The sequence below is a fragment of the Streptococcus suis genome (assembly GCA_024583055.1).
GTDB classification, from domain to species: domain Bacteria; phylum Bacillota; class Bacilli; order Lactobacillales; family Streptococcaceae; genus Streptococcus; species Streptococcus suis_V.
In genome coordinates this window covers 132,094-153,758 of sequence record CP102145.1, presented here as the reverse complement: position 1 = coordinate 153,758, position 21,665 = coordinate 132,094, and the positions used below count along the sequence as shown (strand labels likewise).

At 44.8% G+C, this 21,665-nt stretch carries 17 protein-coding genes and 2 pseudogenes; 2 read left to right on the top strand and 17 right to left on the bottom strand.

The window, feature by feature from the left end; all coding sequences use genetic code 11:
* Positions 1-528: 528 nt before the first annotated feature.
* The 7 genes and pseudogenes from NQZ91_00750 to lepA all read right to left on the bottom strand — a co-directional run bounded on the left by NQZ91_00750 (position 529) and on the right by lepA (position 6,416).
* Positions 529-1,371: an aldo/keto reductase gene (locus NQZ91_00750; GenBank protein ID UUM57941.1), complete on the bottom strand. Its 843-nt coding sequence runs from the start codon at positions 1,369-1,371 to the stop codon at positions 529-531.
* An 86-nt stretch (positions 1,372-1,457) separates the two neighbouring features.
* Complete coding sequence (locus NQZ91_00745; protein UUM57940.1) at positions 1,458-1,808, bottom strand: MerR family transcriptional regulator; 351 nt, start codon at positions 1,806-1,808, stop codon at positions 1,458-1,460.
* A 110-nt stretch (positions 1,809-1,918) separates the two neighbouring features.
* A complete protein-coding gene (locus tag NQZ91_00740) occupies positions 1,919-2,956 on the bottom strand; it encodes an NADH:flavin oxidoreductase/NADH oxidase (protein UUM57939.1) in 1,038 nt (345 codons plus the stop codon).
* Between the two features lie 110 nt (positions 2,957-3,066).
* Positions 3,067-3,338 (bottom strand): annotated as a pseudogene (locus tag NQZ91_00735) (zinc ribbon domain-containing protein).
* Positions 3,339-3,364: 26 nt separating this feature from the next.
* Positions 3,365-3,853 carry a YkgJ family cysteine cluster protein gene (locus NQZ91_00730; GenBank protein UUM57938.1) on the bottom strand — a complete coding sequence of 163 codons (489 nt, stop codon included), beginning with the start codon at positions 3,851-3,853 and terminating at the stop codon, positions 3,365-3,367.
* A gap of 21 nt (positions 3,854-3,874) precedes the next feature.
* Positions 3,875-4,534 carry a Maf family protein gene (locus NQZ91_00725; protein UUM57937.1) on the bottom strand — a complete coding sequence of 220 codons (660 nt, stop codon included), beginning with the start codon at positions 4,532-4,534 and terminating at the stop codon, positions 3,875-3,877.
* Between the two features lie 49 nt (positions 4,535-4,583).
* On the bottom strand, positions 4,584-6,416 hold the full coding sequence (gene lepA, locus NQZ91_00720; protein ID UUM58790.1) for a translation elongation factor 4: 1,833 nt from the start codon (positions 6,414-6,416) through the stop codon (positions 4,584-4,586).
* Positions 6,417-6,784: 368 nt separating this feature from the next.
* Between lepA and NQZ91_00715 the strand changes: the two are divergent.
* Positions 6,785-8,092 (top strand): annotated as a pseudogene (locus NQZ91_00715) (transposase).
* A gap of 72 nt (positions 8,093-8,164) precedes the next feature.
* Here the strand turns inward: NQZ91_00715 and NQZ91_00710 are convergent.
* Positions 8,165-9,739: an ABC transporter ATP-binding protein/permease gene (locus NQZ91_00710; GenBank protein ID UUM57936.1), complete on the bottom strand. Its 1,575-nt coding sequence runs from the start codon at positions 9,737-9,739 to the stop codon at positions 8,165-8,167.
* A 691-nt stretch (positions 9,740-10,430) separates the two neighbouring features.
* The gene (locus NQZ91_00705; GenBank protein ID UUM57935.1) at positions 10,431-11,975 is read right to left on the bottom strand and encodes a peptide chain release factor 3; all 1,545 of its coding nucleotides are present in this window, start codon (positions 11,973-11,975) and stop codon (positions 10,431-10,433) included.
* A 260-nt stretch (positions 11,976-12,235) separates the two neighbouring features.
* On the opposite strand from NQZ91_00705, the gene NQZ91_00700 reads away from it, so the two are divergent.
* Entirely contained in the window at positions 12,236-13,189 is a 954-nt protein-coding gene (locus tag NQZ91_00700) for a DDE-type integrase/transposase/recombinase (protein ID UUM57934.1), read from the top strand.
* A gap of 73 nt (positions 13,190-13,262) precedes the next feature.
* Here the strand turns inward: NQZ91_00700 and NQZ91_00695 are convergent, their stop codons facing one another.
* The 8 genes from NQZ91_00695 to pbp2b form a co-directional block, all read right to left on the bottom strand.
* On the bottom strand, positions 13,263-13,952 hold the full coding sequence (locus tag NQZ91_00695; protein ID UUM57933.1) for a TIGR02206 family membrane protein: 690 nt from the start codon (positions 13,950-13,952) through the stop codon (positions 13,263-13,265).
* 84 nt (positions 13,953-14,036) lie between these two features.
* Positions 14,037-15,398: a UDP-N-acetylmuramoyl-tripeptide--D-alanyl-D-alanine ligase gene (locus tag NQZ91_00690; protein UUM57932.1), complete on the bottom strand. Its 1,362-nt coding sequence runs from the start codon at positions 15,396-15,398 to the stop codon at positions 14,037-14,039.
* Between the two features lie 218 nt (positions 15,399-15,616).
* Entirely contained in the window at positions 15,617-16,285 is a 669-nt protein-coding gene (locus NQZ91_00685) for an ABC transporter ATP-binding protein (GenBank protein UUM57931.1), read from the bottom strand.
* Positions 16,286-16,294: 9 nt separating this feature from the next.
* Positions 16,295-17,368: an ABC transporter permease gene (locus NQZ91_00680; protein UUM57930.1), complete on the bottom strand. Its 1,074-nt coding sequence runs from the start codon at positions 17,366-17,368 to the stop codon at positions 16,295-16,297.
* Between the two features lie 2 nt (positions 17,369-17,370).
* The gene (locus tag NQZ91_00675; GenBank protein ID UUM57929.1) at positions 17,371-17,751 is read right to left on the bottom strand and encodes an OsmC family protein; all 381 of its coding nucleotides are present in this window, start codon (positions 17,749-17,751) and stop codon (positions 17,371-17,373) included.
* A 92-nt stretch (positions 17,752-17,843) separates the two neighbouring features.
* The gene (locus NQZ91_00670) at positions 17,844-18,890 is read right to left on the bottom strand and encodes a D-alanine--D-alanine ligase (GenBank protein UUM57928.1); all 1,047 of its coding nucleotides are present in this window, start codon (positions 18,888-18,890) and stop codon (positions 17,844-17,846) included.
* An 81-nt stretch (positions 18,891-18,971) separates the two neighbouring features.
* Positions 18,972-19,568, bottom strand: a complete 597-nt coding sequence (gene recR / locus NQZ91_00665) for a recombination mediator RecR (protein ID UUM57927.1) — start codon at positions 19,566-19,568, stop codon at positions 18,972-18,974.
* 8 nt (positions 19,569-19,576) lie between these two features.
* The gene (gene pbp2b / locus NQZ91_00660) at positions 19,577-21,640 is read right to left on the bottom strand and encodes a penicillin-binding protein PBP2B (protein UUM58789.1); all 2,064 of its coding nucleotides are present in this window, start codon (positions 21,638-21,640) and stop codon (positions 19,577-19,579) included.
* Between the last annotated feature and the right edge of the window lie 25 nt (positions 21,641-21,665).

Below are 21,665 nucleotides of genomic sequence, written 5' to 3'. Positions count from 1 at the left end.
AAACTCTTTAAAAGCTGACAAACCATAACTAGCATGGTTACATCGTTTGAAACGACCGGTTCTTGATATATGGTATTTATTGTGATTTCATTTTTATCTGGCGCCAAATATTTTGATGAAAAATCTTTAGCTATCTTTTGTGCAATTTATCTCTCTTCCTTCAATGTTTATTTCCCCTCAGTCATACCACATCCTGCTAACATTAAAATTGCTATTGTGGCTAAAATGCTGATAAGTAATCGGCTTCTTTTCATTTGATTTAATCTCTGTCCTTTTCAACTCATTTGTATTTATATTTTACCATACTGTTGCGGGATTTGGTTTCAGGAACAAGAATTTGGTTGATTCATCTACAAAATGCAAACAAGCCCTCAAAATCAAAGACTTCATGGGCTTTTCATTCTATATTTGCACCAATCAACTTCTCCCCTTTTCCAAAAATAGGTCGGTCACGCGCATTCTCCTTGGATTGGTGTACAAACCGTGCTTGCACAAAAAACAGCCAACTTTCGTCAGCTGTTGAGTTTCTTAAAAATTCACATTGTCTGGATCAGATTGGACGCTAACGCCTTCAACTCTATCCAAGGTCGCCACATCATCTGCCGACAATTCAAAGTCAAAGATGTTCAAATTGCTTTCAATGTTGGCTGGTGTGACAGATTTTGGTAGAGGCAAGAATCCTTTTTGCAGACTCCAACGTAATGCCACTTGGGCAACAGATTTGCCAGTCTTTTCAGCAATTTCTTGCACTACTTTATTCTTGAAGATGCTGCCTGTTCCCAGTGGACTGTAGGCTTCAAGAAGAATGTCGTGCTCACGGCAGAAGGCTGCTAATTCTTCCTGCGTGCAACCCGGTGCCAAGAGAACTTGGTTGACCTGTGGCTTGATTTCAGCTGTTTCAAACAAGGCTTCCAGGTGATGGATCATAAAATTGGATACACCGATAGCGCGGACCTTGCCTGCCTTGTAGGCTTCCTCCATGGCCTTCCAGGCACCAGCATTTCCAGCCTTCCAGGCATCATTCTCACGGAGCACCTTTGGATTCGGCCAGTGAATCAAGAGCAAGTCAAGATAGTCAACGCCTAATTTTTCCAGCGATTCCTCAATCGACGCCTTAGCAAGCTCATAATCGTGCTTGTCGTTCCAGACCTTTGTCGTCAGGAAAATATCCTCACGCGCCAGGTCACTATCTGCGATGGCACGACCAACACTGCGCTCATTTCCATAAATCTGCGCCGTATCGATATGCGTGTAGCCAACCTTGAGGGCGTGCGCCACACTCTTGTAGGCAGTATCGCCTTCTTTAATCTGCCAAGTACCAAAACCAATCTTTGGAATCTTGACACCATTTGAAAGTGTATAGTTTTCCATGTTTCCTCCTTTTTGAAACACTAGGACTCTGCGTCCTTTCTTCGTATATCGTAGTAGGCATCTGTCCGCTCATTTGCCGAAATTCCCTAAGCTTCTAGCTGGGCTAACTGCTGATGGATCTCGATTTTCTTGACCAGATAGGCATGGGTCTCCTGCAAGGCCGCGATCTGAGCCTCCAGCTGGGCCTGCGTTTTCTTGAGCAAGTCCGACGACAGGGCATGATTGTGGAACTCTGCCAAAATCTTCTGGATATCCTCCAAGGGCATTCCCACACGGCGATAGTGGACAATGGCCTTGAGCCGGTCAATGCTCCGCTCATCAAACTGACGGATACCCCGCTCATTTCTAGGAATCTCCACCATTCCCTCTTTCTCATAAAAACGGATGGTCGGCGCTGAAATCCCCAGCAACTCCGAAATTTCTTTAATCGTGGACATAGCTGCCTCCATCACTATTGTATCGACTTAAACCTACTTTTAGTCAAGTCTGAGGTTTATTTTTTTGAAAAATAGCCTGTGAATTCAACTGTATCATTCCCAGAAAGCCCCTACTTGACCTGACCACGTTGGTAAGAGGCATTGTAGACTTGAAAATCATGGTCGTGCAGGACCTCGGCCGCCTCTGCCAACCAATTGACATTACGAATGAGACCACGACCGACTTGGATCAAATCAGCCTGGCCATTTTGCAAAATATATTCGCCCAACTCTGGACTATTAAGAAAGCCAACAGCTGTAACTGGAATACTGACAGCTTCTTTGATTTTGGCAGAAAAACCAGCCTGATAACCACCATAGATTGGAATATTTGGTCGCGTATCCATGACACCGCCAGTTGAGATATCCAGGCAAGCCACGCCCAGTTCTTCCAACCATTTAGCAATTTGTTGGTAATCTTGGAGTGTATTTTGCTGGCCAGTCTCATCGTAGGCGGTCACTGACAAGCGCACCCAAACTGGACCAGTAAAGACAGCTTTCACACCTTCGATAATTTCTTTCAAGAAACGGAATCGATTTTCCAGACTACCACCGTAGGCATCCGTCCGTTGATTGGTCAAGGGTTCCAGAAATTGATTGACCAAATAGCCATGCGCCCCGTGAATTTCAATCATGTCGTAGCCAGCCTGAGCTGCACGCGCCGCAGCCGCCACAAAAGCAGACTGAACACGCTCAATATCTTCAAGGGTCATTTCCTGCGGTACCTTGTAATCTTGGTTAAAGGCAAGAGCAGTCGGAGCAAGGGGCAGTTCCGCATCCTTGGCCTTACGGCCACCATGACTGAGCTGGATACCGACCTTACTTCCGAAAGCCTTCAATTCCGAAACTAATTTGGCTAGAGCCTGTGCCTGTTCATCTGTCCAAATGCCCAAGTCATGCTTAGATAACCGACCATCTGGTTCTACAGCCGTCGCTTCTTGGATAATCAGGCCAACTCCGCCGATAGCACGCGCGCCATAGTGGGCATGATGGAAGGCCGTTGGCAACCCATCTTCAGCCTTGACTTCGTACATACACATAGGTGGCATGACCACACGATTTTTGAGCGACAAACCAGCAATCTCAACCGGTGACAATAATAATGACATAACTACCTCCTCTTACCTGAACTCAACAAATACTATTATAGCACTAATTAGAATAAAAATCAGAATATGAACACGACAGAAAAATCCTCTGACTATTGTCAGAGGACTCACTAAGCTTTCCAGCGTTTGGTTTTCTTGAGCATCATAGGATAGCTGGCCTTCATCAACCATTTGACAAAGGCATTTCCTTGACCATTTGAAATAGCAGTTTTGCCCTTAGCTAACATTTCTTCAAAACTGATGTCTGGCTCTACAAAACGACCGTTGACATAACAATAAGAGCAATAGATAGACGATTTCGTCCCATCTTTCTCACTTCCACGAACATCTAGGCCATGCAAATTCAAAGGCATAGCACAAGACACTGACAAAATTTTTCCATAGTATTTCCTTTCGGTGAATTCTTTCTTACACTCTCTCTTTCAACCGCTCTACAAAAAGATAGGCTGCTGGGCAAATGAGCGTATTTTTCAAGGTCAGATGGTTAATCTGATAGAAACGCTTTCGGTCGGTATGGGGAAAGGCTGCGCAGGCCTTGGGACGGGCGTCATAGACGTCACAGAGATTGTCAGGGCCCAGAAATGGACAGGGCATGGACTGGAAGACCTTGTCGCCATCCTCATCCACCCGCAGATAGGTGGACTCAAAGGTCGACAATTTCATCCGAAAGAGCTTGGCCATGCGGGTAATATCCGCCTCCGTCAAGTCTGGTCCTAAATCCTTGCAACAATTGGCACATTTGGTGCAGTCAATTTCTTGGAAGACCTCGTCGTGCAATTCCTTGACAATTTTATCTAAATTTTTCGGTGGCTTTTTCTTCAAGCTAGCCAAAAATTTGCGGTGCTCTCCCTGTTTTTGCAGGGCCAGCTGCCGGTACTTCTCAATATCTAAGCTCATAAACTTCCTTTTCTCAATGGTCTAAAGTGCTCTGCTATTTTCCAAAGCCTTTGTAGAAAAAATCCTACGGGAAACCTCAGCGACGGGCAGGCCAATGATGGTATGAATGTCACCTGAAATCCCGGCCACAAAGCGTGGGTCCAGCTCCTGAATACCGTAGGCACCAGCCTTGTCCAGGGGCTGCTTGTCATGGATGTAGGTCTGGATAGGCTCCTCAAGCGCTGGGTAATAGTCGACAAAGTCAATCTCTGCCACAGTGTAAAAGGCATCCAATGAATCCGCAGTGCGCAGGCAGACCGAGGTCACAACCTGATGGATCTTGCCGAAATAAGAGCGCAACATGGCCTCAGCCTCCGCCAAATCAAGCGGTTTATTAAAAATTCGGTCGTCCGCCACCACAATGGTATCCGCTGAAATGTAGAGCTTACCCGGCTCCAGAGGCAGATCAGACTTGGCCTTGGAAATTTCACAACAGGTCTTGGCGGCCCGGGTCAGAAAATCATCCGCAGCGAATTCAGCCATAAACTGTTCTTCAATCCTGCGTTCATCAACTTCTACCGACTGGATTTCTGGCGCTAAAAATTGCAAAAGCTCTTTTCTGCGGGGTGAGTTGCTGAGCAGGACATAGGAGTCAATTTGTCCTGCTTGGCCTTGACTTTGGTAATCGAAAATTGTTTTCATTGTTCAACCTATAGGAAAAGGGCTAGGCATCTGCCCAGCCCTTCCTGACTTATTTTTTATCATCTTCATCCATGCTGAGGACGCTGAGGAAGGCTTCCTGCGGTACTTCGACGGAACCGATGGCCTTCATCCGTTTTTTACCGGCCTTTTGTTTTTCCAGAAGTTTACGTTTACGGGAAACGTCACCTCCATAACACTTGGCCAAAACGTTTTTCCGAAGGGCCTTAATGTCGCTACGGGCCACGATTTTTTGACCGATAGCGGCTTGGATTGGCACCTCAAATTGTTGACGTGGAATGATTTTCTTGAGCTTGTCCACGATGATTTTCCCACGTTCATAGGCAAATTCCTTGTGGACGATAAAGCTGAGGGCATCGACCTTGTCGCCATTGAGGAGAATATCCATTTTCACCAGTTTAGATGAGCGGTATTCAGAAATCTCGTAGTCAAAGCTCGCGTAGCCGCGGGTTGAGGACTTAAGCTTGTCAAAGAAATCAAAGACAATTTCAGCCAGAGGGATTTGGTAAATGACATTGACACGATTGTCATCAATATAATCCATGGTCACGAAGTCGCCACGCTTGCGCTGGGCCAATTCCATCACCGCACCGACATATTCCTGCGGTACCATGATTTGGGCCTTGACGTAAGGCTCTTCGATAGTGGCAATCTTGGTCGGATCTGGAAACTCAGATGGGTTGGCCACATCGATCGACTCACCGTCTGTCATGTTGACATGGTAAACCACCGACGGCGCTGTCATGATCAGATCAATGTTAAACTCACGCTCAATCCGTTCTTGGATAACATCCATGTGCAAGAGGCCTAAGAATCCACAACGGAAACCAAAGCCGAGGGCCTGCGATGTTTCAGGTTCAAATTGTAGACTCGCATCATTGAGCTGGAGTTTTTCCAAGGCCTCACGCAAGTCATTGTACTTGTTGGAATCAATCGGATAGATACCAGCAAAGACCATTGGGTTCATCTGTTTGTAGCCAGCCAAGGGTTCAGAGGCAGGATTGTCAGCTAAGGTCACCGTATCACCGACACGGGTATCCGCAACCGTCTTGATGGAGGCCGCAATATAACCTACGTCACCCGTTGCCAGGTAGTCACGCCCCATGGCTTTGGGTGTGAAAATTCCCACTTCTGTCACATCAAAGGTCTTGCCATTGGACATCATTTGAATGGTGTCGCCGGGCTTGACCACACCATTGACAATGCGGACCTGCAAAATAACACCGCGGTATGGGTCGTAAACAGAGTCGAAAATCAATGCTTGAAGGGGCGCCTCGACATCACCAGTTGGTGCAGGCACTTTTTCAACGATTTGCTCAAGGATTTCCTCGATGCCAATACCCGCTTTTGCGGACGTCAAGACAGCCTCTGAGGCGTCCAGTCCGATTACATCTTCGATTTCATGACGGACACGTTCTGGATCAGCCGCTGGCAAGTCAATCTTGTTGATAATGGGCAGGATTTCCAAATCATTGTCCAGGGCCAGATAAACGTTGGCCAAGGTCTGAGCCTCAATACCTTGAGCAGCATCGACCACCAAAATCGCACCTTCGCAGGCTGCCAAAGACCGAGAAACTTCATAGGTAAAGTCAACGTGCCCCGGTGTGTCAATCAGGTGGAAGGTATAGGTCTCACCATCCTTGGCCTTGTAGTTGAGCTGGACAGCATTGAGCTTGATGGTAATGCCACGCTCACGCTCCAAATCCATGCTGTCTAGGAGCTGGGCCTGCATTTCACGGCTAGAAACTGTCTCTGTTTTTTCCAAAATACGGTCAGCCAGCGTTGATTTCCCATGGTCAATATGGGCAATGATAGAGAAGTTACGAATCTTCTCCTGTCGTTTTTTCAAATCTTCTAAATTCATCATTCATCCTTTAAGGGTAATACTCTTCATTATATCAATTCATTATAGTTTTGGCAAGAAAGCTACTGTCTTCAAGCCTAAAGTACCAGCTTTGGCGAATAGCTCCGATATGCTCTAAAACAGGCAAAGAATAGAGCATTTACTCAACTTCTGCTATTATTTCTTTGTGCTATGCTTGTTCATAACCCTACTCCTTTCTATTTTGGGTACAAGAAAAGCACTCGAATACTCGAATGCTTAATAAAGGCTCTATAATTTCTGTAGTGGCTAAATCCACTGTAGAGATTATGTAGCCTTTTTGAGTGTATACAAAAAATCCCATATGACCTATAATGAAAAGCAACCACACTCACATTAGAAAGACTCATATGGAACTACTTCATCATACCACAGAACTAATTGGAATCAAAGACAAAAACATCAAAATTCTCTTTGTTTTGAAACATCTGACCCATCTGGAAATTCGGGCAAAGCTAGATTACGACAGCCCTGGTTGTCCTCATTGCCAAGGAAAGTGTATCAAGTACGACTTTCAAAAGTCGTCAAAAATCCCTATTTTGGATTGTCAGGGCTTTCCGACCCTCCTCTTGCTTAAGAAACGGCGGTTTCAATGCAAATCTTGCCAAAAAGTGACTGTAGCTGAGACAGCTCTAGTCAAGAAAAACTGTCAGATTTCCCAACCTATTTGGGAGAAAGTGACACAACTCCATACAGAAAACATGACCAATATAGCCATCGCTAGGAGACTACATATCTCCGTGTCAGTTGTCCAGAGGAAACTGGCTCAATTTCAATTTGAGCATGATTTTATGAAATTACCAAAAGTCTTGAGCTGGGATGAATTTAGTCGGAACAAGGGAAAACTCGCCTTTATTGCTCAGGATTTTGAGACGAGATCGATTGTGACCATTCTTGACAACAACCGCCAAACCACCATCAAGAACTATTTCTACAAGTATCCTAGGGCGGTCAGAGAAACTGTCGAGGTCGTGACCATGCTATGTTTAGCGTCTACTACAAATTGGCTAGCCCCTTCGCTTTCCTATCTCTAGGCTCAGGCTGAAACAGTCTATTCCCAGACTGTTTCACTCCCAAATGCGAAAATTGTTCTTGATAGATTTCACATTATCCAACACCTGAGCCGTGCTATGATGACGACTAGAATTGATATTATGAAGACTTTCGATACGCGTTCCCTACCTTATCGATCCATGAAAAATCACTGGCGTATTCTCCAAAAAGATAGCCGTAAACTGTCTCTGAATCGCTTCTTTTCTCGCACTTTCGGGCAAACAGTAACACCGAGAGAGGTTATCCAGAAGACATTGAATTTCTCTGTGGAACTGAAATTCTATTACGAACTCTATCAGATCCTTCTCTTCCATTTCCAAGAGAAGAACTCGAAACATTTCTTCGAGCTTCTAGAAGACAATCTGGATCTTGTCAATTCAACCTTTAGGACTGTTTTTAAGACATTTCTAAAATATAAAACGTACATCACGAACGCCATGGAGCTTCCATATTCCAACGCTAAACTGGAAGCGACCAATAAACTCATCAAAGACATTAAGAGGCAAGCGTTTGGCTTTAGGAACTTTACGAACTTTAAAACCAAGATATATATTGCTTTAAACATCAAAAATGAGAGAACGAATTTCGTCCTCTCTAGGTGTTAGCTTTTCACCTACCCACTACAGTTGACAAAGAGCCTAAAAAAAGCAAAAACCCCAGAAGAGTTTTTGCTGCTGTCAAACTGATAGATGGACCTGCTCATCAAAGAGGGCTAAAAAACTTTCCTCCTGAGAGTGTGTCACAACAATCACCAGTTTGTCCCTTATTTTCTCGAGACTATCCGCAATCAATTGTTCGCTTTGAGAATCTAAACCTGTTGTAGGTTCATCAAATAAAAAGACCTCTGCATCACGGTAAAGGGCACGCGCCAAATCAAACCGTCTCTCTTCCCCACCTGATAATTGCTGAGAAGAGGTCAAGAGAGTAGCAAATCCATCTCCCTGCCGATAGAACCAGTCCTCTAAACCAACTTGCCGCAAGCAAACCATCGCTTTAGACTCATCTAAAGGCGCAAACAAGGTCAAATTATCCCCGATACTAGCTGTAAATAGATTGGTTTTCTGCGGTAGGTAATAGACTTTCCGAAAGAGGGCAAGCTGGTCCAGTTCTGCCAGATTCCTCTGGTTGACCAGGACTCTTCCAGCCTCTGGTTTCTGAATCCCCAGCAAGAGGCGGAGCAAGGTCGTCTTCCCACTCCCGCTCTTGCCCAAGATAGCATATTTTTTATTGGCGTGAAAAAGATAAGAAAAATTCTCCACAATCTGATGGCCTTGATAGCAACAATCAATCCCTTCCAGAGCAAGGCTCGTAATGGATTCCTTCAAAACTGGCTTGGCAGCTTGACCTTCTTCCTTCCTATTTAAGAGACCTGTCAACTCCTCCACAACCGTCCGACTAGAAAGATAATCCGTCAGCAAGCCTGACATGGTTTGGATAGGACCTGCTACAGTTCCCATCAAGGTTGTCATAGCAATCAAATCCGAAATGTTCAGCAGACCTTGGAAGACAAAGATCCCTCCAATAATCCAGGAACCTGAATAGACTACGCTGCTCAAACTGTAGGAAACCGCATAAGTCTGGGATTGTTTTTGGGCAAAACGGTTAGCACGCCTAGTGTATTCCTGACTGGATACCGCCAGCTTTTCTTGAAAAACTGGCGTGATGGTGCTGATGCGGATAAAAGAGAGAGCTTCTACAAACTCACTAAACAAGGTGAGATAGGCATTCTTCTCCTCCTGACTGTCCTTAGTCACACGAGCTAAAATCCCCTTATTAATCACCGGAGCCAAAAATGGAATAAAGCAGAGCGCCAACATGATCATAGCCATGGTTCCTTGAAGGTAGAGAGCTCCAATCAAGGAAAAACTAAAGACCAATATGCTTGTCACCATGGATAGGAGCGGTGTTAGATAGGTAGTTTCTAAGATGTTCAGATGATGAACCAAGACATGGACCTTATCTGCCTGACTATCTTTTGTTGCCTCTCCTAAGTCCTCACTCGCATAGGCAGTCACTAATTGATTGCGCGTCTCTTCCATAATCTGATTGATCAACTTAAATTTTAGATAGCGCGGCAGATAGTCAAAATAGCCATCACATAAAAAGAATACCACTGCAATCACTGAACTGGTCACAAATGCCTTCTGGTCACCAGATAAGGCCGCTTCCGAAACTTGCGCATAAATAAAACCCGTTGCCGCTAAAATCAGAGCATAGACCACCGACACAGCAATATAAGCAACTATTGCCAACTTGCATTTTCTAAGGTAGTAAAACACAGTTCAGACCTCCAATCCATTTCCGTTTATACTACTATAGTATATTATAATAATACTTTTTTTGCAATGATAACAAAATTAAAATAAGCCAGGACTTACCTGACTTATTATAGGATTGATTGGATTGACTGAAGACTGTTTCACTCCACTGAACCTTAGCCAACTGTGCGGAGCTAGTGCAACGAAATCGAGTTTGCAAAGCAAACTACCGATTTCTGCCTGATGGCGCAGTAGGCGTCAACACATTACTGAACGCCCTTGCGAGGGAAAAACGACGAAATCAAATCAACTTTGTTGATTACTGATTTCTGTACAGAGACGCAGTAGGTCTCAGCCAATCATCCTTCACGTCGTTTGGATTCTTTGGAGACCCTTGCGGAGGTAGTGCGACGAAATCGAGTTTGCAAAGCAAACTACCGATTTCTGCCTAATGGCGCAGTAGGCCTCAACAAATCACTCTTCGCATTGCTTGAGTTCTTTGGACGCCCTTGCGAGGGAAAGACGACGAAATCAAATCAACTTTGCTGATCACTGAGCTCTATATAGAGACGCAGTAGGTCTCGGCCAATCATCCTTCACTTCGTTCGGATTCTTGGGAGACCCTTGCGGAGGTAGTGCGACGAAATCGAGTTTGCAAAGCAAACTACCGATTTCTGCACTACTCTCACATCTTCTCTTCCAACTCCACGTCCGGATACTTGTCCGCGAACCAGCGGAGGGCAAAGTCGTTTTCAAAGAGGAAGACTGGTTGATCAAAGCGGTCTTTGGCTAGGATATTGCGGCTTGAAGACATGCGTTCATCCAGGTCTTCTGGCTTGATCCAACGAACAGTCTTTTTGCCCATTGGGGTCATAACTACCTCAGCATTGTACTCACCTTCCATGCGGTGTTTGAAAACTTCAAACTGGAGCTGACCAACAGCCCCCAGCATATACTCGCCTGTCTGGTAGTTCTTGTAGAGCTGGATAGCACCTTCTTGGACCAGTTGCTCGATTCCCTTGTGGAAGGATTTTTGTTTCATGACGTTTTTGGCAGAAACTTTCATGAAAATTTCAGGTGTGAAAGTCGGTAGCGGCTCGAATTCAAACTTGTTCTTGCCTACGGTCAGGGTATCTCCTACCTGATAGGTTCCTGTATCGTAAACCCCGATAATGTCCCCTGCCACTGCATTTTCCACATTCTCACGGCTTTCTGCCATGAACTGGGTCACGTTGGACAACTTAGCCCCCTTGCCTGTACGAGGCAGGTTAACCGGCATACCGCGTTCAAATTCGCCCGAAACCACACGGACAAAGGCAATGCGGTCGCGGTGACGAGGGTCCATGTTGGCTTGGATTTTGAAAACAAAGCCTGAAAAGTCTTTGTTGAGTGGGTCAATGACATCCCCTGTCGTTGTCTTGTGACCATGTGGCTCTGGAGCAAATTCCAAGAAGGTATCAAGGAAGGTCTGCACACCAAAGTTTGTCAGGGCTGAGCCGAAGAAAACAGGGGTCAAATCGCCGTCCGAAATGGCCTGCTCTGAGAATTCATTCCCAGCTTCCGCCAAAAGTTCAATATCATCCAGAACTTGAGCATAAAATGGGTTAGAGCCAAAGAGCTTGTCACCCTCATCCAAGCTTGCAAAACGCTCATCACTACGGTAGAGTTCCAAGCGTTTGTTATGGAGGTCATAGAGTCCCTCGAAGGATTTCCCCATACCGATGGGCCAGTTCATGGGGTAGCTGGCAATGCCCAAGACTTCTTCCAATTCCTGCAACAAATCAAGCGGCTCACGACCGTCACGGTCCAACTTGTTGATGAAGGTAAAGACTGGGATGTTGCGGTGCTTAACGACCTCAAAGAGTTTTTTAGTCTGAGCCTCGATACCCTTGGCAGAGTCCACCACCATGACAGCCGCATCCACCGCCATCAAGGTCCGATAGGTATCCTCAGAGAAGTCCTCGTGTCCTGGCGTATCCAAAATGTTAACACGCTTGCCCGCATAGTCAAACTGCATAACAGACGAGGTAACAGAGATACCACGCTGTTTCTCGATATCCATCCAGTCAGACTTGGCAAAGTTACCAGTCTTTTTCCCCTTGACCGTCCCTGCCTCACGAATTTCACCACCAAAGTAGAGCAACTGCTCAGTAATAGTGGTCTTACCCGCGTCCGGGTGAGAGATGATCGCAAAGGTGCGGCGTTTCTTGATTTCTTCTTGTAGTGACATGATTGTTATTCCTTTTTTCTTTGGTCCATAGCAGAGCTGACTTCTTCTTTTGCCCACCAAATCAAAAGAGTACAAAAAAAGAGAGCCACTACTGCAACTCTCTCATTATACCGAAATTCAAGGGAATTTTCAAACTATCTGAAAATCAATGTCTAACCCAGTTTGTAGCGTTACAATAGATGTGAGACTTCTAGAAGTCAAAAAGAAGATTCCCTGATATGATAAGAGTACCACCTACTCATCAAAAAGGAAATCTTCTCATGACTAGTATACCACAAAATCTTCGCTATTTGCCACACACTCTGGAAACACGCTACCACGCTGTTAAAACCTATCGAAATGGAGCTTCTGTCACCTTCATCTGTCGACGCTACAAGGTCTCAAAAGCCTCTCTCATGCGGTGGAACAAGCGATTCGACGGCACCAAAGAATCGCTGAAAGACCGGTCGCATCGACCTCTAACACCTCATCCAAAAGCTCATACCGAACAGGAGCTTACCTGGATTAAAAATTGCATCCGAAGAAATCCACAGGCAACCCTCATCGAAATATTCTACAAGCTCAAAACTAATAAGGGCTATGACCGCCATCCCTGCTCTCTCTTTCGAATCTTGAGAAAACTTGATTTCTTCAAATCCCCTAAAACTAAGCAGAAAACCTATGTGCCTAGGCCTTACCATACCCCAACTGAACTCGGTATCAAGTGGCAAATGGACGTCAAATATGTACCGACTCACTGCTACACAGGCAAGCTACCTGACAAATTCTATCAATATACCGTCATTGATGAGGCCAGCAGGGAACGTTTTATCTTCCCTTTCAAAGAGCAATCTTCTCACTCAACTGTTCAGTTTGTCAAAATGGCTATGAGATACTTTGGATACAAACCCAAAATTATTCAAACGGATAATGGTTTTGAGTTTACCCATTTCAAAGAGACCAAGCAAATTCACCCCCTAGATCTACTTTGTCAGGAACTTGGTATTGAGCACAAACTAATTCGTCCTCGAACACCCAGACATAATGGCAAGGTTGAGCGCAGTCATCGAAATGATAACCGACGTTTCTACCAGCACTTGACCTTTTACTCCTATGACGATCTGATCAAGCAGATGAAAACCTATCTTTATCGTTCTAATCGACTCCCTATGCAAACTTTAGGCTGGAAATCTCCTATCGATATCAGAAAAGCTTTACTAGAAGCTAGCTCCTAGTAAAGCTTAACAAATGGATAACTTCAAAATCACCTTTTTGGTCTCACATCATTGACAAAGGTACATCTGAAAATCAATGTCTAACCCAGTTCCAATCCGTTTTTTTTAGAAGATTCTGAACCAAACTATTAACTAGCAGAACAGCAAATACAAAGAGCCCGGTCTCCAATAAGAAGTTGAAGGCAACATTTTCACTGTTAATCAAGGGCGTTTTTGATAAAAATCCATAATTGCCCTTCAAAAAGAGATTGGCTAGCAACATCAAACTATGGGTCAACAGTGTCACCCGAATCACAAAGGTCCTGTCCAAATCATCCTCCTTCTGCTCAGACAGCAGATAGATAAGGCTGTTAACCGCCAAAGCGTAATGGCCGATAATAAAGCTCAAAATGGTGACGTGAGGGAAAGCAAAGGGGTCAAAAACTGGATAGACAAAGGCCACAAGAGAGCCAAAGAGTCCCAGGCAGGCAAAATACCGCTTGAGCGGACCAGGCTTGGCAAAAAGCATAAAGAGCATAGACAATCGACAATGATAGAGGGGGAGACTCTCGGACAAGGTCCAGTCTACGGCCATGTACCAGGAATAAAGGGCAATGACCTGAAGGCATTGCAAGCCCCAAAAGAATCGTCTGATCTTAGGCGAACGATGATAAACAACTGCTAAGTAAAGCAGGCCAACATAGATGAGCAAGAGCGACAGATAGGTCAAAATATCCAGCTGGGGAGCTTGACTGCGATGACTGGTAAAAAACACTTCAAACACTGGAGCCTCCTTGACAAGTATTTTAATTAGTATATCAAATATCGACAGAAGTAACAAGAGCTAATTGAATAAATAAGTCTTTCTTTACTTTTCTAATTCCTCAACCAGCTTGGCCAAATTCATAGAATTAGAGCCCTTGAGAAGGATTTGGTCGTTTGGACCTAAAACTGCTTTGACCTGAGCAACTAAGTCATCAAACTGATTCTCTTCCGCAGTTTTCTTGAAGAAATAGATCTTACCAAGCGGGAACATCTGACTAGCCAGCTGAGATAGCTCCTCAATATCCTGACCATAGAAAATCACTGTATCTAGGACATCCGGTGATAGACTCATAATCATTTGATTGTGGAGGTCGACCGATTGAGCACCCAACTCCTTCATCTCCGCCAGAACCGCAATTTTCTTACCACCTTGGTTGGCTGGAATACTTGAAAACGTCTCTAAAATCAAGCGCATGGCCGTTGGATTGGCATTGTAGACATCACTGAGAATATCTGCTCCGTTTGTTGCCTTCTTCCATTCGGTGCGGTTGCGGGTCAAGTTTAGACCAGCTAGGGCTGACTTGATTGCCTCATCAGGCACACCCAAGGTCTTGCCCACATAACTTGCTACCATAGCGTTGGTGGCATTGTACTTGCCTGTTACAGGGAGGAAAATGTCGCCGTCCATAAAATTGACGGTGAAGGTCAGGCTATCCTTTGACTCGACTAGACTGGTCACCTGCAAATCAGCCTGCTCACCGAAGCAAATGAGGTCTACATGGCTCGGCAAGAGCTTATCCGCAATCGGATCTGCAGGGATCAAGAGTTTACTTCCTGGCTCCATTCCATCTGCAATCTGTAATTTTCCTTTGGCAATCTCTTCTCGTGAGCCGAAAAATTCCAAATGGGCTTCACCGAACAGGGTAATGACAGACAGGCTTGGCTTGGCAATTTCAGATAGGAGATGAATGTCACCCAAGTGGTCTTGACCCATTTCCAAGACCACTTTTTCTGTATCGTCAGGCATATGAAGTACGGTGTATGGCAGACCAATTTCGTTGTTATAGTTGCCCTGAGTCTTGTAAGTCTTGTAAGTCATCGCTAAAACATCATGAATCATGTCCTTGGTGGTGGTTTTACCGTTTGAACCTGTCACAGCAATGACTTCTACCCCTGTTTTCTCTAGGTAGTAGGCCGCTAATTGTTGTAGCGCAGCCAGACAGTCGTCCACTAGGATATGGGGGACATCAAGAATGACCTCAGACAGGGTAGCCACGCAGCCATTTTCAAAAGCCACAGGAATAAAGTCGTGACCGTCACGCGTACCCTTAAGGGGAACAAAGAGGTCGCCCGCTTCAATCTTGCGGCTGTCAAATTCGACTTGGCGGAGCGGTGTGTCGGGGTAGTTCGTTACATCATTTTTTGCGCCCACAACTTGAGCGACTTCGTGTAAAGTTAATTTCATTTGATTTCTCCATGTATCGTCATTTAGTTTATCTTTTATTACTTCGACGAATGAGGAAACTTTTTTTCCTTATTTCCAACCTCAAACAAGGTCATTGTTTAAGATTATCTTGCCGTACTCTAGTACAGCCTACGACTCGTTGCCTAGTACTAAAAGCAAACTAAAAGACTATAAAAAGAGCCGATGGGCTCTTTCCATTATATCACTTTTGCTTTTATTTAGCGAACCTGGGTAAGAACGCCGTCCTTCATCTCGTAGACATTATCGCATTTTTCAATCATACGCTGGTCATGGGTCACCATGATGATAGACTTTTTACGCTCCTTACTCTCTTTGGCCAAAAGATTCACCACTTCAAAGGCCCGGTCACTATCTAGGCTGGCTGTCGGCTCATCTGCCAAAATCAGGGCTGGATCATTGTAGAGAGCCCGTGCGATGGCAACCCGCTGACGCTCACCGCCAGACAAATCCTTGGGAAACTTATTTTTCAAATGGGCCACACCCAATTCTTCCAAGAGCTCATGGCGCTTGCTGGGATAGGCTGATTTATTGACCTTGTCCACCAATATCAACTGCTTCTCAACGGTTAAAAAAGGAATGAGATTGGAGGCCTGGAGGACAAAACCGATGTCACGGTAGCGGAGCTTGGCCCGTTTTTTCTCTGGCAAATCAGAATAATCTTCTTGGTTAATGAGAACACGGCCAGCTGTCGGTGTTTGCAGACCACCTGCCAGGGTTAGAAAGGTAGATTTTCCCGAACCAGACGGCCCGATAATAGCCACAAATTTCCCCTCTTCAATAGAGAAATTGGTCGGCTTGAGGGCGGTGATAGTCTGACTTCCGTCCTGGAAGGTTTTACTTATATTTTCAAAAATCAATGTTTTCATATCAACCTCCTAGGATAGATTTTTCAACGGGTCGACCTTGAAGATCGAGCGAATAGAGAAACTTGCCCCCAGTAAAGCAAAGACAATCAGAGCAGCCCCAATAGTCAGATAGAAGGTCCAATTGTTTTCAAATGGCACAGCGCTTGGCAAACCTAAGGAAGACAAGTAGGTTCCAGCCAGACCAATGACTGTCCCAAGACCTGCCAGCAGGAAGGTTTGAGCCAACACAGATCTTGAAATATAGGCATTTGACAGACCTTGGATTTTCATAAGCCCGAAAATCGGAGACTTTTGGGTTGTCAACACAAAGATGAAAATACCAATCACAATGGCTGAAATCACAATCAAAAAGCCAATCATAAAGCCGAAGGTCATATTTTGCGCCTTATAGCCTGGCAAATTCTCAATAAAATCAGCGGTGGCAACATTTTCCAAATCTGCTGGAAACTTATCTGCTGCACCTCGAACAATGACCGCACTGGCCAGCTTACTAGAGACCTGCTGATCGTCACCCTGCATGAGATCACCAAAGGCTTCCAAGTCCATATAGACCACCGGAGCTACACCGAAGTAAGCCTTGTCCGTATAGCCAACAATAGTCACTTTTTCATCCGTACCAGATAGATAAATCTCATCTCCTAGACCAAATCCCTCAACCTGAGCTAGATTTTGCTCGACAACAATCTCTCCAGCTTTTTCATAGAGACGGCCTTGGACAATATTGGGCTCTAAGAAACTATCAGCCTCAACCGCAAAGATATTGACTTTTTCCTTGTCATCCGAACTGGCATCTTCCTTGACATAGGCGACACCAGCCTGTTGGCGGATGAGAGCCTTCTGGTCTGCCTCCACTTGGTCAATCAACTGAGCATCAATTTTTGAGGCTGTTATCAGACGATTGGCTTCCGAGGATACCAAGACAGAATCTGCCTGCCACTTGTCCACCGCAGTACGGTTTTCCTGCATGAGACCATAGGCCAGGCCTGTCAGGAAAAAGACCAGATAAGAAATCAAGATTAAGAGCCCTAAAATCAGGCCGTAGCGCAGCTTGTTTTGCCGCATTTCTTCAATCGCTAAAAACACTTTTATTCCACACTTTCTAAGACCACAAAGGTTGTGTTGATGGTCAAGTCCTCTCTCAAAAGAACCTTGACATTGCACTTCTTGTCCACGTAGGCTAGGATAGCCGCCTGCTTTTCACTTGATACCGCCTCAGCAATGGCGATAGTCAAGTCAAAACGGTCATTTTCTAACTGACTTTCCACCTGGACAGGCATGGTTTTATTATTTTCTTGGCTGGCATAATAACCTTGTACACACATGGTCACGCAGGCCGCCAGGGCAATATTGACCAGACTGACAGGTGTCTCGCCTTTCTCAGTCACCCCAAAGCTTGTAATAGGATTTCCGTATCCAGCCGACGTCGCTTGAAAAAGAGCATCCCCCTTGACTTTCGTTTGATACATAACTTTCCTCCATACATATACATATCATTGTAGACCATTCTGAAAGCCATTGCAAGAAAAAAGATTGGAGCATTCCAACCTTTCTCACTGCCTTAAATCAAATGGCTTTCTCGTTTGTCAAACATTTCCTTGGCTAGGCTAACCAGCTCTTCAATCAAGTCTGGATAAGCCAAGCCCATATTGTCCCAAAGCAGGGGATACATGGACCACTGGGTAAATCCTGGCATGGTATTGAGCTCATTGAGGAAAATGTCGCCTTCTTCTGTCAAGAAGAAATCACAACGGGACAGTCCGCAACCACCGATGGCACGGAAGGCCTTGGCGGCATTGTCACGCATGACATCCATGATAGCTTCGTCAATCTTAGCTGGGATGTCCATGGTAATCTTGTTATCAATGTACTTGGCATCGTAGTCGTAAAAAGCAACGTCCTTGACCACTTCACCGGGCAGGGAAGTTTTCACGTCAGCATTTCCCAAAAGCCCAACCTCAATCTCACGAGCAGTTACCCCTTGCTCAATGAGAATACGGCTGTCATATTTGATTGCAAGCGCAATAGCAGAGCGGAGTTCAGCCTCGTTCTCAGCCTTGCTGATGCCGACTGAAGAGCCCATGTTGGCTGGCTTGATAAAGACCGGGAAATGCAGTTTTGTCAGGGTTTCAGCGATGGCCTCCTCCAAATCCTCACCTTCAAAGTAGGTCGTGTAGGCTACCTGGGCAATCCCTGCTGACTCCAGCACGCGCTTTGTCGTAATCTTGTCCATGGCAACGCTTGACGCCAAGATATTGGTCCCCACATAAGGCATTTTCAGAACTTCTAGGAATCCTTGAATAGAACCGTCTTCACCCATAGGGCCGTGAAGAACTGGGAAGACAACCGCATTTTCTTCATAAATATCGCTTGGACGAATTTTTTGCTCTTCAATAATCGTCGCATTGGTCATCAATTTTTCATCAGCAGCTGGTGTTTGAGAAAATTCTTGGGTCTTCACAAAGTCACCAGCTTGCGTGATGAAATAGGTTTTTACAAAGAATTTATCATAATTGATGGCACGCATGACGCTCTCAGCTGATAAAACGGATACTTCGCGTTCTGCTGAACGACCACCATATAGTAAAATTAAAGTTTCTTTTGTCATATACTTTCCTTTTCTAATTCAAAACAACTATAGTTAGTATAGCATATTTTTTATCTGATGGGCGGACCAAGGTCTCCTAAACTATAATTCTGTCCTATTCTCAATGGCACGAAGGAGGGTGACTTCATCTGCGTATTCAATGTCACTTCCGACTGCCAATCCTCTTGCCAGGCGAGTAACCTTGATACCTGCTGGCTTTAGGACACGTGAGATGTACATGGATGTCGCTTCACCATCTGCTGTTGCATTTGTCGCTACAATGACTTCTGTCACTTCATTTTCCATCAAACGAGTTAGCAAGGTCTTTAAGTTAATATCGTCTGGTCCAATGCCATTCATCGGGGAAATCAAGCCGTGCAAGACATGGTAAAGGCCGTGATATTCTTGAATATTTTCCAAGGCTGTCACATCTCGACTATCCTCGACTATTAAAATGGTGGTCTGATCACGACTGGTGTCTTGACAAATACCACAAGGGTCCTGGTCTGTCAAGTTGCCACAAATGGAACAATAGGTCAAATCCCTCTTGGCTGCCAAGAGATTTTTAGCAAATTCGTTGACTACATCATCTTCCATACCGATGGTATAGAAAGCTAAACGTGTTGCCGTTTTAATACCAATACCAGGTAATTTTGAATAACTGTCAATCAATTTAGCTATGGGAGTTGGGTAGAGCATAAGCCTCCTTAATTCATTGGGTAAAGTGAATTGTATAAATTAATAATTTCTGTCACAATAGTCATGCTAGCTGTGGAATTAAAATCTGTCAGATTTGGTAGAACAACTGCTACAGCAATTTTAGGATTAGCACTTGGGGCATAAGCTACGATATTGGTATTTACAGCACTTATAACCTGACCATTTCTATCCGTCGTAAATGTCTCTGCAGTACCTGTTTTGGCACTGATAGACACAGCAGCACCATTACTGATTTGACGCCCGGTATTAAAGCTACCACTTCCATTTGCTACCTGATAAAATCCCTGTTGTAGAATAGCCAAATCCTGTGCTGAGATAGCAACTTTATTGAGTTCCTGACTTGTCTTTTTCTCAATCAAATCACCTAATCCCCCATCTGAACTATTCCCATAAATCCCCTCCACCAAGTGAGGAGCTACTCTAGTTCCATTATTGGCGATTGTCGCTACATATTGAGCCATCTGCATCGGTGTATAGTTATCAAACTGTCCAAATGCATTCGTAATAAAGTTTGCGGTGGAATATTCTTCTGGTAAGAAACCTGTTGATTCAAGTGGTAAGTCAATTCCTGTTGGAGCACCTAATCCATATTCCGCAAAAGTAGAACGAAGTTTTGTCATCGCATTTGTCAATGCATCTCCATCGTTCAAAAACATATTTGGCGAATAGGTTTGACCTAATAACCCCAAAGCAATTTTTACCATGTAAGCGTTTGAAGAATATTCCAGAGCCTCTGTCGCATCAATATTACTACCATAGGCCCCATACCAAGATGTAATTGGTGCTGAACCTGCAAAATAGATTGGTTCGTCTAACTGCACTTGATTGCCACTGATAACTCCATTTTCCCAACCAGATGAAATAGTTGCACCTTTGACAATAGAACCTGGAGTAAAGACGCTTGTGATAGTTCCAAGAGCATCCTCGGTAATACTACTTGTCCCCTTTTCATGTTTATAACCCGACATGGCCAGCACTGCACCAGTAGTCGGTTCTAAAGCTACAGCATATACACCATCTGAATAGAGTGCGCTTCCGGTTGATAACTCACTTTCAAAGTATTTCTTCAATATGGCATTGACACCATCTTGGAAAGCCAAATCAATGGTCAACTTGATATTATTTCCTTTTTGACCTACTTGGATTGTATCGATAGACTCGACATTTCCATTTCGATTGAGCTTGACTTCCTTGAGCTCTCGTTGTCCTTGTAAGACGCCTTCGTACTGCTTTTCAAGGTAGGCAGTTCCCACACGGTCGTTCAGATAATAGCCCTTGGCCAGATAATCTTCAGCATCTTCTGCAGGGAGACCAACCTGCTCCGTCGTCACCGTTCCAATAATCGAGGAAAGGGAGGTATCTTTGACAAGACGGTCCCAATTGGTCACTGTTGTAACCCCGGGCATGTCCTGCTCATGAGAAGCAATCAAGGCAATCTGTTCTGCATTGAGGGGCTGGGTTGCTAGGCGGACGGTCTCAAAAAAGCCAGCCTTGTTCATTTGGGTAAAGAGGTAGACAACCTTCTCTTCAGCCTCCGTCAATTGTAAATCTTTGGGGTCCAAACTTTCTACGGCATTGGCATAAATTGTTCCTTCGCTCAGGAGGTTTCCATCGATACCGAACCGCTTCTCTCTTGGGAGCTCTGCGACAACCTTTTCATAGACATCTGTATCCGCCAAGAGGTAATCTGCCTTGTCCCGCTCAGACACACGAATATCCTCAGGTAAGGACACCCAGGCTACCAATTTTTCCGCAATATCCCGAATTCCTTTGGCAGTGATTTTATTTGACCGAGTAAAGGACACCACCTGGCTTAACTTATTTTCAACAAGCGGAAGACCTTTGGCATCATAAATCTGACCGCGGACCGAGCTTCTTGACACCACTTTTTGACTGGCAGTCTCTAATTTTTGGACATAAAAATCTTTATTGATTAGCTGCATATCCACTAAACGAGCAATCAGGACTGAAAACAGGAAGACGACAATGGCAAACAGCATGTTCAACCGCCTTGGGATAATCCTATCCTCTCGCCCCACTCGCGAAGGCAATTTATTCGACACATCGGACCTCATT

Bases quoted from the DNA above. Each gene is read 5' to 3' on its own strand.
- NQZ91_00750 (UUM57941.1), bottom strand. From the start codon at position 1,371: ATGGAAAACTATACACTTTCAAATGGTGTCAAGATTCCAAAGATTGGT.
- NQZ91_00745 (UUM57940.1), bottom strand. From the start codon at position 1,808: ATGTCCACGATTAAAGAAATTTCGGAGTTGCTGGGGATTTCAGCGCCG.
- NQZ91_00740 (UUM57939.1), bottom strand. From the start codon at position 2,956: ATGTCATTATTATTGTCACCGGTTGAGATTGCTGGTTTGTCGCTCAAA.
- NQZ91_00730 (UUM57938.1), bottom strand. From the start codon at position 3,853: ATGAGCTTAGATATTGAGAAGTACCGGCAGCTGGCCCTGCAAAAACAG.
- NQZ91_00725 (UUM57937.1), bottom strand. From the start codon at position 4,534: ATGAAAACAATTTTCGATTACCAAAGTCAAGGCCAAGCAGGACAAATT.
- lepA (UUM58790.1), bottom strand. From the start codon at position 6,416: ATGAATTTAGAAGATTTGAAAAAACGACAGGAGAAGATTCGTAACTTC.
- NQZ91_00705 (UUM57935.1), bottom strand. From the start codon at position 11,975: ATGTCACTACAAGAAGAAATCAAGAAACGCCGCACCTTTGCGATCATC.
- NQZ91_00700 (UUM57934.1), top strand. From the start codon at position 12,236: ATGACTAGTATACCACAAAATCTTCGCTATTTGCCACACACTCTGGAA.
- NQZ91_00690 (UUM57932.1), bottom strand. From the start codon at position 15,398: ATGAAATTAACTTTACACGAAGTCGCTCAAGTTGTGGGCGCAAAAAAT.
- NQZ91_00685 (UUM57931.1), bottom strand. From the start codon at position 16,285: ATGAAAACATTGATTTTTGAAAATATAAGTAAAACCTTCCAGGACGGA.
- NQZ91_00675 (UUM57929.1), bottom strand. From the start codon at position 17,751: ATGTATCAAACGAAAGTCAAGGGGGATGCTCTTTTTCAAGCGACGTCG.
- NQZ91_00670 (UUM57928.1), bottom strand. From the start codon at position 18,890: ATGACAAAAGAAACTTTAATTTTACTATATGGTGGTCGTTCAGCAGAA.
- recR (UUM57927.1), bottom strand. From the start codon at position 19,568: ATGCTCTACCCAACTCCCATAGCTAAATTGATTGACAGTTATTCAAAA.